This window comes from Bacillus sp. FSL H8-0547 (genome assembly GCA_038002745.1).
GTDB lineage: Bacteria > Bacillota > Bacilli > Bacillales > Bacillaceae > Bacillus_P.
This window is the reverse complement of the sequence record JBBODD010000001.1, coordinates 729,125-744,081: the sequence shown is the minus strand read 5'-3', so window position 1 is coordinate 744,081 and position 14,957 is coordinate 729,125. Positions and strand designations below refer to the sequence as shown.

At 44.8% G+C, this 14,957-nt stretch carries 11 protein-coding genes and 1 riboswitch; of the genes, 6 read left to right on the top strand and 5 right to left on the bottom strand.

Annotation, left to right across the window (positions count from 1 at the left end):
- Positions 1-72: 72 nt before the first annotated feature.
- The 3 genes from metH to MHB63_03725 form a co-directional block, all read right to left on the bottom strand.
- Positions 73-3,486, bottom strand: a complete 3,414-nt coding sequence (metH, locus tag MHB63_03735; GenBank protein ID MEK3805700.1) for a methionine synthase — start codon at positions 3,484-3,486, stop codon at positions 73-75.
- Positions 3,479-5,332 (bottom strand): bifunctional homocysteine S-methyltransferase/methylenetetrahydrofolate reductase, encoded by a 1,854-nt coding sequence (locus MHB63_03730; GenBank protein ID MEK3805699.1) that lies wholly within the window; start codon positions 5,330-5,332, stop codon positions 3,479-3,481. The genes metH and MHB63_03730 overlap by 8 nt, the downstream gene beginning before the upstream one ends.
- 86 nt (positions 5,333-5,418) lie before the next feature.
- A riboswitch (SAM riboswitch) is annotated at positions 5,419-5,519 on the bottom strand.
- A gap of 159 nt (positions 5,520-5,678) precedes the next feature.
- Complete coding sequence (locus MHB63_03725) at positions 5,679-6,170, bottom strand: YajQ family cyclic di-GMP-binding protein (protein ID MEK3805698.1); 492 nt, start codon at positions 6,168-6,170, stop codon at positions 5,679-5,681.
- A gap of 99 nt (positions 6,171-6,269) precedes the next feature.
- Here MHB63_03725 and MHB63_03720 point away from each other — a divergent pair, with 99 nt between their 5' ends.
- From MHB63_03720 to MHB63_03705, 4 genes are all read left to right on the top strand, one after another.
- Entirely contained in the window at positions 6,270-7,127 is an 858-nt protein-coding gene (locus tag MHB63_03720; GenBank protein ID MEK3805697.1) for a S1 RNA-binding domain-containing protein, read from the top strand.
- A 189-nt stretch (positions 7,128-7,316) separates the two neighbouring features.
- A complete protein-coding gene (locus tag MHB63_03715; protein MEK3805696.1) occupies positions 7,317-8,225 on the top strand; it encodes a nuclease-related domain-containing protein in 909 nt (302 codons plus the stop codon).
- A 1,219-nt stretch (positions 8,226-9,444) separates the two neighbouring features.
- The gene (locus MHB63_03710) at positions 9,445-10,404 is read left to right on the top strand and encodes a BMP family ABC transporter substrate-binding protein (protein ID MEK3805695.1); all 960 of its coding nucleotides are present in this window, start codon (positions 9,445-9,447) and stop codon (positions 10,402-10,404) included.
- Between the two features lie 10 nt (positions 10,405-10,414).
- On the top strand, positions 10,415-12,067 hold the full coding sequence (locus tag MHB63_03705; GenBank protein ID MEK3805694.1) for a methyl-accepting chemotaxis protein: 1,653 nt from the start codon (positions 10,415-10,417) through the stop codon (positions 12,065-12,067).
- 45 nt (positions 12,068-12,112) lie between these two features.
- Here MHB63_03705 and MHB63_03700 read toward each other — a convergent pair whose 3' ends face one another.
- Positions 12,113-12,244, bottom strand: a complete 132-nt coding sequence (locus MHB63_03700; protein MEK3805693.1) for a DUF3941 domain-containing protein — start codon at positions 12,242-12,244, stop codon at positions 12,113-12,115.
- A 55-nt stretch (positions 12,245-12,299) separates the two neighbouring features.
- Entirely contained in the window at positions 12,300-13,160 is an 861-nt protein-coding gene (locus MHB63_03695; GenBank protein ID MEK3805692.1) for a DegV family protein, read from the bottom strand.
- Positions 13,161-13,365: 205 nt separating this feature from the next.
- Between MHB63_03695 and MHB63_03690 the strand changes: the two genes are divergently transcribed.
- Positions 13,366-14,208, top strand: coding sequence for a YitT family protein (locus MHB63_03690; GenBank protein MEK3805691.1), 843 nt, complete (start codon positions 13,366-13,368; stop codon positions 14,206-14,208).
- Between the two features lie 12 nt (positions 14,209-14,220).
- Positions 14,221-14,700: a BsuPI-related putative proteinase inhibitor gene (locus MHB63_03685; protein MEK3805690.1), complete on the top strand. Its 480-nt coding sequence runs from the start codon at positions 14,221-14,223 to the stop codon at positions 14,698-14,700.
- The last annotated feature ends 257 nt before the right edge of the window (positions 14,701-14,957 follow it).

Here is a 14,957-nt window from a genome sequence, read left to right as displayed (position 1 = left end):
ATGCTTTATATATTCCCTATCTTTTTTTGATAAAACACCTGATTCCGGCAAAAAAAAACCGAGACAGAAGTCTCAGTTCAAAACATTGAAATACCGTGCTTCAGGATGGGCAACGACTATGGCCGTAACAGATGCTTCAGGTTCCATCATAAAGCCTTCTGTAAGGTTCACTCCGATGTCTTCAGGCCTGATCAGATCGAATAATTTGGCCTGGTCATCAAGATTCGGGCAGGCAGGATATCCGAAAGAGAACCGCTGGCCCTGATATTTGGCTGAAAAGCGCTGATCCATTGTAAAGTCCGGTGGATCAGGGAAGCCCCACTGATCTCGAATCAGCTGGTGCGTCCGCTCGGCGAGACCTTCAGCAAGTTCAAGGGCAAGTGCCTGGACGACATGGCTCTTCAAGTAATCACCCTGTTCCTTGAAGCGGTTTGCAATCTCTCTGACTTTCTTTCCTGCCGTAACAGCAAAGAAGGAAACATAGTCTCTCTTTTCGCCGTCCGGACGAACATAGTCTGAAATGCAGCGGTGCGGCAGCTTGGATTGTCTTGGAAAGTCAAAGGTCTGCAGCTTTTCTTCTGTTTCAGGATCCAGAATGTGCAGAGAATTTCCCTCTGATACAGCAGGGAAGAACTGATAAACCGCAGCAGGTTCAAACCATTTTTCCGCCTCTCCCTGCTTCAGGAGTTCATCAATGGTTTCTTTGAGAGCAACAGCTTTTGAATCATTGTTTTTCAGCATTTCCTTTACTTTTCCCTTGAGGCCGAGGTGATGGCCGATCAGCATCTGCATGTTGATATAAGGGATGAGGTGCTGCAAATTGAAATCTTTGATGATATGGCGTCTGCAGTCCTCAGGCACAAAAACAGGGGACGGTGCAAGCTCTGCTCTTTTTTCAAGCAGCTCTGTCACTGCGGCAGTCGGTTTCTTTTCAGAAAACCGTTCAGATCGCACTTCTTTCTTTTTAAACTGGGCCGGGTCGACGCGGATCCGGTTTGCAAGTGAAAGGCCGTCCATCGCATCCTTGGCATACACCACCGGTCCGCTGTATTGCGGAGCAATCTTTCCGTCCGCAAACTTTCTGGAAAGGGCAGCGCCGCCGACCAGGATTGGAACCGAAATATCAGCTTCACGCAGATCCTGAGCAGTCAGGACCATTTGCTGGGCTGACTTAACAAGCAGGCCTGAAAGTCCGACAATATCCGGTTTTTCTTTTCTGACAGCTGCAATTAAATCCTGCGGGGTCACTTTAATTCCGAGATCCACTACTTTGTAGCCATTGTTGCTCAGGATAATATCCACGAGGTTTTTCCCTATATCATGCACATCACCTTTAACCGTTGCAAGCAGGATTTTTCCTTTTCCGCTGTCATCCTTCTTCTCCATATACTGCTCTAAAAAGGAGACGGAAGCCTTCATTACTTCTGCGCTCTGAAGAACCTCGGCGACAATCAGCTGGTTTGTATTGAACAGCTCTCCGACTTCAGCCATTCCGCTCATTAGCGGACCGTTAATAATATCGAGAGGAGCATCATATTCCTTAAGGGCTATTTCAAGGTCTGAAATCAGTCCTTCTTTTGTCCCCTCAACAACATATTGGGCGAGACGCTGCTCAAGCGGAAGGGACTGTACAGGTTTTTTGGCTGTTTTTTTCTTCCCGCGGTAGTGATTTGTAAAAGTCGCGAGTGTTTGGTCATTTGTATTAAAAAGAAGCGTTTCTGCCATTTCTACTTCTTGTTTCGGAATTGAAGCAAAACGCTCAAGTTTTTCTGTGTTGACAATGGCATAGTCAAGTCCCGCCTGTGTACAGTGATAAAGATAAACTGCGTTCAATACTTCGCGGCCGACAGGCGGCAGGCCGAAGGATACATTGCTGACTCCAAGCATGGTCAGACATTCCGGAAGTCGCTCTTTGATCAGGCGGATGCCCTTAATGGTTTCTTCAGCAGAACCAATATACTGCTCGTCTCCTGTGCCGACAGGGAAAACGAGGGGATCAAAAATAATATCTGACGGACTCAGGCCGTGCTTTTCAGTAAGCAGTTCAAACGAACGGACCGCAATATCAAGCTTTTCCTCAGCTGTAAGAGCCATGCCCTTTTCGTCTATGGTTCCGACAACAACGGCGGCACCATATTTATGAATCAGCGGAACAACTGCGTCAAAGCGCTCTTCGCCGTCTTCGAGGTTAATCGAGTTGATGATGACTTTTCCCTGGGAATAAGAGAGTGCTTTTTCAATTACAGCTTCATCGGTTGAATCGATGACAAGCGGCGCCTTTACTTTTTTGGTCACTTCTTTTATAAATGCTTCCATATCTTCAAGTTCATCGCGGTCAGGGTCTGCAAGACAAATATCAATGACATGTGCTCCGTTTTTAACCTGTGCTCTCGCAATTTCAGATGCTTCTTCAAATTTCCCCTCGGCAATCAGACGCTTGAATTTTCTTGACCCAATGACATTTGTCCGTTCTCCGACGAAAAGCGGTCTCATGGAGTCGTCATAAATAAGCGGATCAATACCGGAAACGGTATGTGCCGGATCACGTTCCGGGACGGTGCGCGGATTCAGTTCGCTGACTGCATCTGCGATAGCCGTGATATGTGCGGGTGTGGTTCCGCAGCAGCCGCCGACAATATTGAGCCAGCCCTGTTCTGCAAAACCCTTCACTTTCTGAGCAAGCGAACGCGGGGATTCATGGTATTTTCCTTCCTCATCCGGCAGGCCGGCGTTCGGGTAACAGCTGACAGCTGTATGGGCCATGCCTGACAGCGTCCTGATATGGTCTGTCATAAACTCAGGCCCTGTCGCACAGTTCAAGCCGACAGAAAGAGGCTGCATATGTTCAAGGGAAATAAAGAAGGCTTCAATGTCCTGGCCGGCAAGGGTCGTGCCCATCGGCTCAATCGTCCCTGATACCATAAGCGGGATTTCTTTTCCAGTCTTCTCAAAGGCACGCTTAATGCCTAAAAAGCCGGCTTTTACATTCAGCAGGTCCTGGCTCGTTTCAAGAAGAAGCAGATCGGCTCCGCCTGCAAGCAGTCCCAGTGTCTGTTCTTCATAGTTCTCGATCAGTTCTTCAAATGTGGCTCCTCCCGTAACAGAGAGCGTTTTTGTTGTCGGTCCCATTGAGCCAGCTACAAAGCGGGGCCATTCGGGTGTTGAGTATTTTTCAGCTGCTCTTTTCGCAATTTCAGCCGCTTTTTTATTCAGTTCGAAGGCAAGGTGCCCAAGATCGTATTCATCCAGAACGATTTTCGTAGCCCCGAACGTGTTTGTCTCAATAATATCTGCTTTTGCTTCAAGGTAAGCTTCATGGATCGATTGAATGACCTCAGGTGCAGTTATAGTCAAATATTCGTTGCACCCTTCATAAGCTTCTCCGCCGAAGTCATCTGCAGAAAGATTGGCGTCCTGAATCATGGTGCCCATCGCTCCGTCCAGAACGAGGATTTTTTTCTCAAGCTGTTTTTTTATATCAGACATGCGTAATCTTCCTTTCGGTGGCCTCAGACTCTTTATTATGAATATAGTTCGTCAATTCCACGGTTAGTTCATAATTCAAAAACGGTGTGATCAAGTAAATGCCGTTAAACAGATCAAATGCAGCATCAATTAGGTTTTTGGCAATGGCCAGACCCTCCTGATACGATTTTTCCTTGTCATCTCCGGCATTGGCCATTTTTTCGCGGATGCTGTCAGACAGGGTAATGCCCGGAATCTCATTATGAATAAATTCGGCATTCCGGCTGCTGGTGAGCGGCATAATGCCGATATAAACCGGTACGGTTAAGTGTTTTGTTTCTTCATAGACATCAAGCAGCTGTTTTTCGGAATAGATCGGCTGGGAGATAAAATAATCAGCGCCGCACGCTATTTTTTTCTCCAGCCTTTTAACGGCTTTATCAAGGTACTTCACATTCGGGTTAAAGGCGGCGGCAACTGAGAAGTTCGTTTTTTCGCCAAGCGGTTTTCCTGAGTAAGAAAGCCCGTCATTAAATTGCTTAATCAGACTGATCAAGTCAAAGGAAGAAAGGTCATAAACAGAAGTTGCCCCCGGGAAATCCCCGATTTTGGACGGATCTCCTGTTATGGCTAAAACATCTGTTAAGCCGAGAGTATGGAGACCCATTAAATGTGACTGCAGGCCAATTAAATTCCGGTCACGGCACGTAATATGGATCAGCGAGCGGAGTCCATGGGTCTGCTGGACAATGGATCCCATCGCGGCATTGCTGATTCTTGGTGAAGCAAGAGAGTTATCCGCAAGTGTTAAGGCATCGATTCCAGCCTCCTGGAGGGCCTTTGCTCCTTTTAAAAATTTTTCAATACCGAGCTTTTTCGGCGGGTCAAGCTCGACAATAATGGATCGTTTTTCTGTTACGATATCCTGCAGCGGAGGATACTTTCTCTCGGCAGCTGAGGCAATGGAGATTTCTTCTTTCCTAGCTTTCACCTTCTTTTCTGTCACTGGAGGCAGTCCTTTAAGTGCAGAAGCCATCGCCCTGATATGATCAGGAGTCGTTCCGCAACAGCCGCCTATTAATCTCGCTCCCTGATTTCTAAAAGCAAGTGCGCTTTCAGCGAAGTATTTTTCACCGGATCCGTAAACAAGTCTGCCTTCCTCAATGGTCGGGAGGCTGCTGTTCGGATAAACAGACAGGAAGGCCTTTTCGGGAAGAGGAACTTCTTCCAGAGATGAGAGCATATGATATGGCCCAAGCCTGCAGTTCAGCCCGACAACATTCGCCCCGAGCTCCTCAAGCTGGGACAGGCCGTCAGAAAGAGGAGTACCGTCCTGAAGAACGCCGATTTCATGAAGGGAAATGTTCGTTATAATCGGCAAGTCTGTTTCTTTTCTTGCAATCTCAAGAACCGTCTTCATTTCTTCAAGATCATAATACGTTTCAAGCAGGAGGCCGTCCGGCTCTTCGTTCAGCAGAAGATAAAGCTGCTCCCTGAAATTTCGCCGCAGGTCCTCAAGCGAATAAGAGCCCTTTTTAAAAGCACGGACCCCGCCGATTGTTCCGAGGACATAGGCTGAGGTGCCTTCGGCAGCTTGTTTTGCAATCTGCACAGCCTTGCGGTTAATGGCGCGCACCTCATCTTCAAGCCCGTATCTCGACAGCTTGATATAATTGGCCCCGTACGTATTTGTCTGAATGACATCAGCTCCGGCATCAAGATACGCCTTATGAACATTCAGAATGTCATCCGGTTTTGACAGGTTCAGTTCTTCAAAACACCGGTCCACACCGTGGGAATAAAGCAGGGTGCCCATTGCTCCGTCCCCGATCAGAATTTTTTTCTGCAAGTCTGTTAAAAGTGCCAAAGCTATAAACCTCCTAAAAATACAGCTGATAATGGGAAAAAGAAAAAAGCCTTCCAAGAAGAAGACTTTTGAGTATGCATGACTTCTTCTTATCGTCCGATGGATGCATCGCTGGAATTAGCACCTTGGTTTACGCCAGGTTGCTGAAGCTTCGACGGGCCAGTCCCTCAGCTTCTCTAGATAAGAATCAAAAATATGAAATTGGCTAAATGATATTATATCTAATTTACATGTTTTTTTCAGGAGATTCAAGTGCGAAAAGTAAAAGTTTTCTGAATTGATGAGGAATTCTTGCCCCAGTCCGGATAAAAAAGACCCAGCAGGAAAAACTGCTGAGTCCGAGCACTTATCTGAAATTAATGAACTGAACATCGATCGGCAGATCCGCTCCGCGGACAGCTGCAATCACCTGCTGCAGGTCGTCCTTGCTTTTGCCGGTTACGCGGACCTGATCATCCTGAACTTGCGTTTTCACTTTAAGCCCTGCATTTTTTATGATCGCGTTAATCTTTTTCGCATTGTCCTTATCAATACCCTGGACAAGCTTTGCACGCTGGCGGATGGTGCCGCCTGATGCGCCTTCAATTTTTCCGTAATCAATATTGCGCGTTGCCACATTGCGCTTGATCAGTTTTGAAATGAACACATCCTTCAGCTGATCCATTTTGAACTCATCATCAGAAACTAAAACAAGCTCCTCTTTTTCAAGCGTAATGCTGCTTTTGCTTCCTTTAAAATCATAGCGTGTGCCGATTTCTTTCATCGTCATCGTGATGGCATTTGTTACCTCAGGCATATCCACCTTCGACACAATATCAAACGAACTGTCCTTGGCCATAAGAATCCTCCCAAAAGTTTGTATTATCTTTAGATTATAGTAGAATGTACATGATATAACAACTAACGGCAGTTCAGCTGCAAAGGAAGGAACGAACACATGAATCCCGGAACGTTTATGACGCTTAAAATAGATGAAAAAGTAGATTACGGATATTATTTAACAGATGGAGAAAGCCGAGTACTGCTTCACAAAACGGAAATCACTGAACCGATTGAAGAATTGGATGAGGTTGAGGTGTACCTGATTGTGGACCATGAAGACCGTCTCGCTGCAACAATGAAAAAGCCGACGATATCAGAAGACCGGTTCGGATGGGTAGAAGTAGTCAGTGTCAGGGAAGACATGGGGGCATTCGTCGACATTGGCCTTTCAAAAGATGCACTTGTCGACAACGATATTCTTCCGGCCTATGTAAGTGTATGGCCAAAAGAAGGCGACAAGCTCTACTGTTCCCTGAAAGTGACGAAAAACGGAAGATTTTTCACAAAACTTGCAACGGAAGATGTCATGCAGGAAAACATCGTCCCGGCTGCAGGAGTATGGAACAATCAGACCGTTACAGGCAGAGTCTACCGAATCATTATTGCCGGATCTTTCATCATAACTGAAGAAGGCTACAAAGGATTCATCCACTCCTCCCAGCGCAAAAGAGAGCCGCGTCTTGGCGAGCTTGTAACAGGACGCGTTGTTGATGTGAAGGAAGACGGCACCCTTAACGTTTCTCTCCTTCCGTTCAAACATGAGGCATTGGATGAGGATGCACAAGTGATCTGTGATTATATGGAAGAAAGAGGAGGAGCCATGCCCTTCTTTGACAAGAGCGATCCCGATGACATCAAAGAACGCTTCAACATGAGCAAAGGTGCATTCAAGCGTGCGCTCGGCTCACTCATGAAAGCAGGGAAGGTTTATCAGGAAGACGGCTGGACTTATTTTAAAAAAGAACAACAGTAAGCGCCTATGCGTTTGCTGTTTTTTTATTGAGAAAATTTGATTTTGGCTTTTTGCCGGGAGGAGGGGAATTGATTTATGATGGTTCTGAGAAAACGAAAGGGGAATTGTCTTTTTGATGAATCTGAAAAAAAACGAAAGGGGGAACTGTTTTATGATGGATTTGAAAAAACGAAAGGAGATGTCTATTAGTTGAAGAGGTTAAAAGAAAACCGGGAATTGCTTGTTTACCGGAGTTTGAACGCCAGATCCGTTTTGGATGAAGAAGCTCTCATCTGCTTGGGGCAGCTTGAAAAAGGGTTCCAGGGAGAAAAGTATTTTGAGCAGTGGCTCAAGGAGAATGGAGGGGAGGGCACAGTATTAAGCGATCTGCTCTTTGAAATCAGCGGATCTTTCGTGCAAATTGATTCCCTGTTTATCAAGCCTGATAAAATGTACGTGTTCAATGTAAAAAACTCGGAAGGTGATTACTTCGCAGAAGGAGAAAGATGGTCGACCCCGGCCAAAAAAGAAATGAAAAACCCCCTGCTTCAGCTGAAAAGAAGTGAAGCATTGCTCACTCGGCTCCTCCAGGATCAAAGCATCAAGTTTTCCCTCGAACCATATGTCGTCTTTGTAAACCACCGTTTTCACCTCTACAATGCTCCAATGGACCAACCCATCATTTATCACCCCCAGCTGAACCGTTTTGCAGAAAAACTCAATCATAAGCAGCGGGGCAGATTAACTGCCTTTCATGACATGCTCGCTAAAAAACTTCTGGATTTGCACGTGGAAGAATATCCGTTTTTGAAGCTGCCGGGGTATGGGTATGAGGGGCTGGAAAAAGGTATTATATGTCCAAAATGCCTATTGCTGTATACTCTCTTTAACAACAGAAATTTTATATGCTCAAATTGTAAAACAACCGAACCGCTTCTTCCTGCAGTATTACGGGCAATAGGTGAATTCAGGCTTCTTTTTCCGGAAAAGAGGATCACTACAGATCAGATTCATGAATGGTGTAACCTTGTTTTATCAAAAAAGACAATAAGAAAAATTCTGTACGCACATTTTGAACATATAGGGCGCGGGAGGTCTTCTCACTTTGTAGATAAATAAAATTAGTGCCATTGAAAAAAAGATTTTTTGAATGATAGGTCCGAACTTAGAGATAAGTGCCTTCAAGAAAGGAATTTTTCTGTTTGGTGGTTCCGATCTCATTGATAAGTGCCATCAAAAAAGAAAATCCTCCACTTGATGGATCCGATCTCGTAGATAAGTGCTATCAAAAAAGAAATATCACGGCTTGATGGTTCCAATCTCAGGGATAAGTGCCATCAAGAGAGAAAATCCACCGCTTGACGGTTCTGAACTCGATGATAAGTGCCATCAAGTCAGAAATTCCACATATTGGTGGTTCCCAACTCAGAGATAAGTGCCATTAAGACAGAAATCCCATGTCTTGATGGTTCCCAACTCAGAGATAAGTGCCATCAAGACAGAAATCCCACGTCTTGATGGTTCCGAACTCAGAGATAAGTGCCATCAAAACAAAAATCCCATGTCTTGATGGTTCCGAACTCAGAGATAAGTGCCATCAAAACAGAAATCCCATGTCTTGATGGTTCTCAACTCAGAGATAAGTACCACCAAAACAAAAAATCCTCCGTTTGGTGGTTCCCAACTCAGAGATAAGTGCCATCAAGACAGAAAATCCTCCGTTTGGTGGTTCCCAACTCAGAGATAAGTGCCATCAAGACAGAAATCCCATGTCTTGATGGTTCCCAACTCTGAGATAAGTACCACCAAAACAAAAAATCCTCCGTTTGATGGTTCCGAACTCAGAGATAAGTGCCATTAAGACAGAAATCCCACGTCTTGATGGTTCCGAACTCAGAGATAAGTGCCATCAAAAAAGAAATCCCATGTCTTGATGGTTCTCAACTCATAGATAAGTTCCATCAAAAAAGAAATCCCATGTCTTGATGGTTCCCAACTCTGAGATAAGTACCGCCAAAACAAAAAATCCTCCGTTTGGTGGTTTCCAACTCAGAGATAAGTACCACCAAAACAAAAAATCCTCCGTTTGATGGTTCTCAACTCATAGATAAGTGCCATCAAAACAGAAATTCCACGTCTTGATGGTTCCGAACTCAGAGATAAGTGCCATCAAAACAGAAATCCCATGTCTTGATGGTTCTCAACTCATAGATAAGTACCACCAAAACAAAAAATCCGCCGCTTGATGGTCCCGCAAAAATCCCCCTCCAAAAAAATAAACTTTCCCCCAAACCCGTCGATAACCTCCTAGTAGAACTTTTTAAGGAGAGAGACATCAATGAAAAAAATTATGATCATAATCGCGTCCTGTATGCTGCTTGCCGCCGGGTGCGGGAAGAATGAGGCAGTCAGCAGTGCGGATCAAAAAATAAAAGTAGGGATCATGCTCTCGGATGTGGGGCTTGGGGATCAGTCGTTCAGTGACTCTGCGTTTGCGGGCCTGATGAAATCCCGTGATGAACTTGGCATTTTGTTTGATTACCGGGAGCTTGAAAAAACGGGCACTTATGAAAAAGGGATTACTGAGCTTGTTGAAGAGGGCAATGATCTTGTCGTTGGACTTGGGTTTATGGTTCAGGAAGATTTGGAAAAAGCGGCAAAGAAGTATCCGGATCAGCAGTTTTTGCTGATCGATGCGGTTTCTGAGGCTGAGAATATTACCTCAGTTACGTTTAAAGAGGATGAAGGGAGCTTTCTTGCCGGGGTTGTTGCAGCGATGGCTTCTAAAACAAATACGATCGGTTTTATCGGCGGCGCTGATGTTCCGCTTATAAATAAGTTCGCAGACGGATTTGCAGAAGGGGCAAGAACGATCAAGCCTGAGATTGTCATCTACACGGAGTATGCAAATGATTTCGGCAATGACATCAAGGGCGGTGTCATGGCAGACAGCATGATTAAAAGAAAGGCGGATGTACTTTATGCAGCAGCCGGTTTTACTGGGGCAGGTGTTTTAAAAGCGGCGCAGGACAGCGGAGTATATGCGATTGGTGTTGACAGCGATCAGTATTTTTATGCGGAAAAGGCTGTTGTAACCTCTATGATGAAAAATGTGGATATCGGCATTTTTCAGCTTCTGAAAGACTATGTCAAGAAACAGGAGCTTCCTGAGGGGCATATTGAACTTGGTGTGAAGGATAATGGGGTTCAACTGGCTCCGATCCGTGTCCTGAACCTGACTGAACAGCAGCAGAAAACGCTTGATCAATGGAAGCAAAAATTAGCAGAGAGCAACTAGGAGGATCATCGTGTCATTAAAGAAAAAATTATTGTTCAATTCTGTCGGCATTATCATACTTGCTACCTTTATGATTGGCTTTATCGTCTTCAATATGCTATTGATTCAAAAGACAAACCAGAATGAAGTTCCTGTGCTTTTAAATGTGGAAAAGCTGCAGGGAGAACTGAATGCAGCCAAGCAGAGCTTAAATAATGCTGCTTTTTCGCTTTCCGATGCGCACAAGGAGGAGGCGCTGCAGTCGCTGAACCGGACCGAAAAGCTTTTAGACAGCCTGGATCAGACCTTGCAGGATAAAAATGGGAAGGCTGCTTTAAGAAAGGCATCAGCCAAATTCGTTGAGCTCAAGCAGAAAACGCTGCCTGCACTTGAAGAGAAAAATCAGGCAGAAGTGAAACGCCAGGCTGTAAGAATGGATGGCATCTCAAACGATATTTATTCTGTGAATCTCCATGTTCATGACAGGTATACATTTATTCAAGAAGAAGTCAAAAGACAGATCGAGTTTGTCATTTTGTCAGCGGCCATTGGAACGGCTCTTTTAATTCTTGTTTCAAGTGTTCTTGTCATCAGAATGACATCGTCAATTACGAAGCCTTTAAAAAGCATGTCAGAACAGGCGGCGGCAATTGCACAGGGGAATCTTGCCGTGCAGGCTTTAACCTATAAGGGGAAAGATGAAATCGGGGCGCTCAATGATTCGTTTTCAAGTATGGTGAATCAGCTTAAAGGGCTGATCCTTTCTATTGACACTGTAAGCAAACAGGTCGATGGATTTGCTGAAACCCTTGACAGTGAAACACGTGTTTTAAGTGAAATCAGCGGACAGGTCGTTTTATCAACAGATGAACTGTCTGCCGGATCCCAGTCAATTTCCTCTGATCTTCAAGATGCTGTTTCTCTGATTGAGCGGATGGATGCAGGCTTCAGCGAAAACGTCATACGCTCCCAAAAGTCTGTCATTTTTGGCGAAGAAGCGGCAGGCGCCATTCAGGAGGGGCAGGGGGCAATCAGAACCCAGAGCGATTTGCTGAAAGAAAATGGCGTGATGATGAACCTGATCAATGACTCAACGAAGACATTTTTAGGGTATATGACGAAAATCGAAGATATGACGAAGGTCGTCTCCGGCATTGCCGATCAGACCAATCTTCTTGCGCTAAATGCAGCAATCGAGGCTGCGCGCGCAGGGGAAGCGGGAAAGGGATTTGCCGTAGTGGCAGCAGAAGTCAGAAAGCTTGCAGAAGAATCTACGAATGCCACCTCCCAAATTTTTGAAATGGCAAGCCTGATGCAATCCGGCATTGCAAACATTTCTGAATCTGTAGCAAAAGGGGTTTCCCTTGCAGAAAAGCAAAAGACAGGTATGGACATCACTACACAGGCTTTTCATGCGATTGATGAAAAAGTGAAGAATATTACACTGGAATTGATTAGCCTTGAAGAAGGTGTGAATCACTCGAAAACATTAGGCGGAAATGTTCTGCAAAATGTTGAGAGCATCAGCGCTGTAGTGGAGGAAACAGCAGCGGGAAGCGAAGAAATTTCAGCTTCAACTGCTGAGCAGCTTGCTGCTTTTGAAAAGATGGCTGAAGGGGTTTCAGAGCTGAGAAAGCTGACCTATGATCTGAAACAAACGTTAACACAATTTAAATTAACATAAAAAAAACAGCAGCGGAATCTCCCCCGCTGCTGTTTCCATTTCTGATTACAAGTGATCTGTTTTCTTAGAAAATTGTTGTTCGCCTTTTTGGCGGCTTTTTTCGCGCATCATGTTTTTTTCATGCTGCTTGGCATTGTTGTCTTTTGCTTTTTTGTCGTTATCGCTTGTATGGGGCATCATCAAAACTCCTTTAAAAATGATATGTTTAGGATGCCCTACGAGAAGAAAAATATTATGAGATCTGTTTGTTTAAGAAAAAGATGGCGATTGTGCCTGGGCCTGAGTGTGCTCCAACGGAACAGCCGACCGTGTTGATGTAAATTTCTTTCGGCTGAAATTCAGCTTGAATCATGGACTTGATTTCATTAGCGGAATCAAGGTCGTCGCCATGGCTGATGGCGATTGTCTGATTGCTTAAGTCAGTGCCGCGTTCTTTCATAAGTTCAATGACACGGCGGAATACTTTTTTTCTCCCTCTGATTTTCTCTATAGGAATAAGTTTTCCGTCCTCAACATGGAGAAGAGGCTTTATGTTCAGCAGACCGCCGACAAATGCAGAGGTTTTGCTGATGCGGCCGCCTCTTGCGAGATAGTCGAGATTGTCGACTGTGAAAATGTGTTCTGTATGCACGCAGAAGTCCTTTACAGACTCTGCGATTTCGTGTAGAGTTTTTCCTTTACCGGCGAGTTCAGCTGCATATTTAACAGCAAGGCCAAGGCCAAGTGAAGCACATTTTGAATCGATAATGGCAAGCTCAAAATCAGGATATTCTTCTTTTACCTCATTGCCGATCATGACTGCAGTCTGGTATGTCCCTGAAAGCTCTGAAGAAAATGCTACATACAGAGCAGGCACTTTCTTTTGGGCGAGAGAGGTAAAGATCTCTTTGACATCTAAAGGAGAAATTTGCGTTGTTTTCGCAACTTTCCCTTCTCTCATTGCATCGTATACTTCCTTCGGTGTAATGGTCAGAAGGTCACGGTAGTCATGCTCATCAATATGTACGCCGAGCGGAAGCAGCGTGACACCGTTCTTTTCGTAAAACTCAAGCGGCAGATCGCTTGCGCTGTCTGCGAGGATGTGAACCGTCATTTTTGCACCTCATTTCATGTAATTTTTCCCTTTGGGAGAATAGTCTCATTTGAAATTGAATTCTTATAGTAAAAGTAGCACTTAGCCAAATAGAAGTAAAGAACAACGAAAGCCCTGAAAAGACATAATTTGTATTGGTCTGCAAGAAAAAAGGGTAAATCAGAAATACTATTAATATCTTATAGCCCGGGAGGATTTTCTGCAAATGGTTTATGAAGAAGTCAAAAAAGGAATAATTGTGATTTTCGGCGCGCTGCTGAACGCTGTGGGACTGAACCTGTTTATGATTCCGGCGGATGTATATGCCAGCGGATTTACAGGGGTTGCCCAGCTTTTATCAAGCGTTTTGATTGAATATACGCCCCTTAACATATCGACCGGGGTTCTGCTGCTCCTGCTGAATATCCCTGTAGCGATTTTAGGCTGGCAGAAGGTAGGGAAATCATTTACGCTCTACAGTGTGCTGAGCGTCGCAGCGACAACCTTCTTTCTGTCGATTGTTCCGCTCTATCCACTGTCTGAAGATATCCTGCTGAATGCAGTATTCGGAGGCGTGATCGTAGCAATCGGAGTCGGAATTACGCTTAAGTACGGGGCATCAACCGGAGGACTTGATATTGTTGCCATGATTCTCTCACGCATGAAAGATAAGCCCGTGGGAACGTATTTCTTCATTTTGAACGGAATCATCATCTTTACAGCCGGTCTGCTTTACGGATGGGAAAAAGCACTCTATACGCTTGTCACTCTCTACGCATCAACGAGGGTCATTGATGCAATCCATACCCGTCATGAAAAACTGACAGCCATGATTATCACGAAAAAAGCCGATGACCTGAAAAAGGCAATTCATGCTAAAATGGTAAGAGGCATCACGATGGTTCCTGCAAAAGGGGCCTTTACTAACGAACAAAAGGACATGCTGATGATCGTGATCACGCGCTATGAACTTTATGATTTAGAAAAAATCATTAAGGAAGTGGATCCAAAGGCATTCACAAACATTCTTCAGACAACAGGCATCTTTGGATTCTTCCGCAAAGAATAGGAGATACGCGCAATGAAAAAACTTTTGTTCATTATGGGGTTTTTAATTCTTGCAGGCTGCGGCCAAAGTGCTGAACAGCCGCAAGAGAAAGAACAAGCGGAAGAGGTGTCGGGTGATATGGAAGAAAAAGATGTCGAGCTTTCAGTTGAAACGAAAGAAGAATCAGGTGTTGTCCAAATCACCATGACGGTTAAAAACAACTCAGATGAAGAAAAAAACTTTGAATTTTCGTCCGGACAAAAGTACGAAATCATTATTACCGATCCGAACGGGGCAGAAGTCTACAAATATTCAAAAGGCAAAATGTTTACACAGGCGCTGCAGTATGTAACGATTCCTCCTGGCGAAAGCAAAACCTACGAGGAGACATGGGACATGAAATCAGCAGGAAGCCTGCAGGCGGGAGACTATACGGTGACCGCCCAGTTTGCCGGAAAAGCTGAAGGAGCCAAGCCTCTTCAGGAAGTCAAAACATTTACAGTTTCAGAATAAAACGGCTGCGGTTTATCCGCAGCTTTTTCTGTTCTGTAGGAAATTATAAAAAATAAAAGGTTGTTGATAACATAACAAAGTTATCATCGGCAAGCGGAAGCGCCTAGATCCTCTTTCAGAACAAATCCGACAAAAAAGGCGGGAACCGGACTTTTCCGCCGGATTCTTATCTGACTATCGGAGCGGGCCTTGGCGCTTGCGCTTTTGTTCTTGTTTCATCAGTTAAAATCCCCGGAATACAGATTCCGGGGACCGCC

Excerpts from the sequence above, each read along its gene's own strand:
- MHB63_03700 (MEK3805693.1), bottom strand. The coding sequence starts at position 12,244 with ATGCCCCATACAAGCGATAACGACAAAAAAGCAAAAGACAACAATGCC.
- MHB63_03690 (MEK3805691.1), top strand. The coding sequence starts at position 13,366 with ATGGTTTATGAAGAAGTCAAAAAAGGAATAATTGTGATTTTCGGCGCG.
- MHB63_03725 (MEK3805698.1), bottom strand. The coding sequence starts at position 6,170 with ATGGCCAAGGACAGTTCGTTTGATATTGTGTCGAAGGTGGATATGCCT.
- MHB63_03710 (MEK3805695.1), top strand. The coding sequence starts at position 9,445 with ATGAAAAAAATTATGATCATAATCGCGTCCTGTATGCTGCTTGCCGCC.
- metH (MEK3805700.1), bottom strand. The coding sequence starts at position 3,486 with ATGTCTGATATAAAAAAACAGCTTGAGAAAAAAATCCTCGTTCTGGAC.
- MHB63_03685 (MEK3805690.1), top strand. The coding sequence starts at position 14,221 with ATGAAAAAACTTTTGTTCATTATGGGGTTTTTAATTCTTGCAGGCTGC.
- MHB63_03695 (MEK3805692.1), bottom strand. The coding sequence starts at position 13,160 with ATGACGGTTCACATCCTCGCAGACAGCGCAAGCGATCTGCCGCTTGAG.
- MHB63_03720 (MEK3805697.1), top strand. The coding sequence starts at position 6,270 with ATGAATCCCGGAACGTTTATGACGCTTAAAATAGATGAAAAAGTAGAT.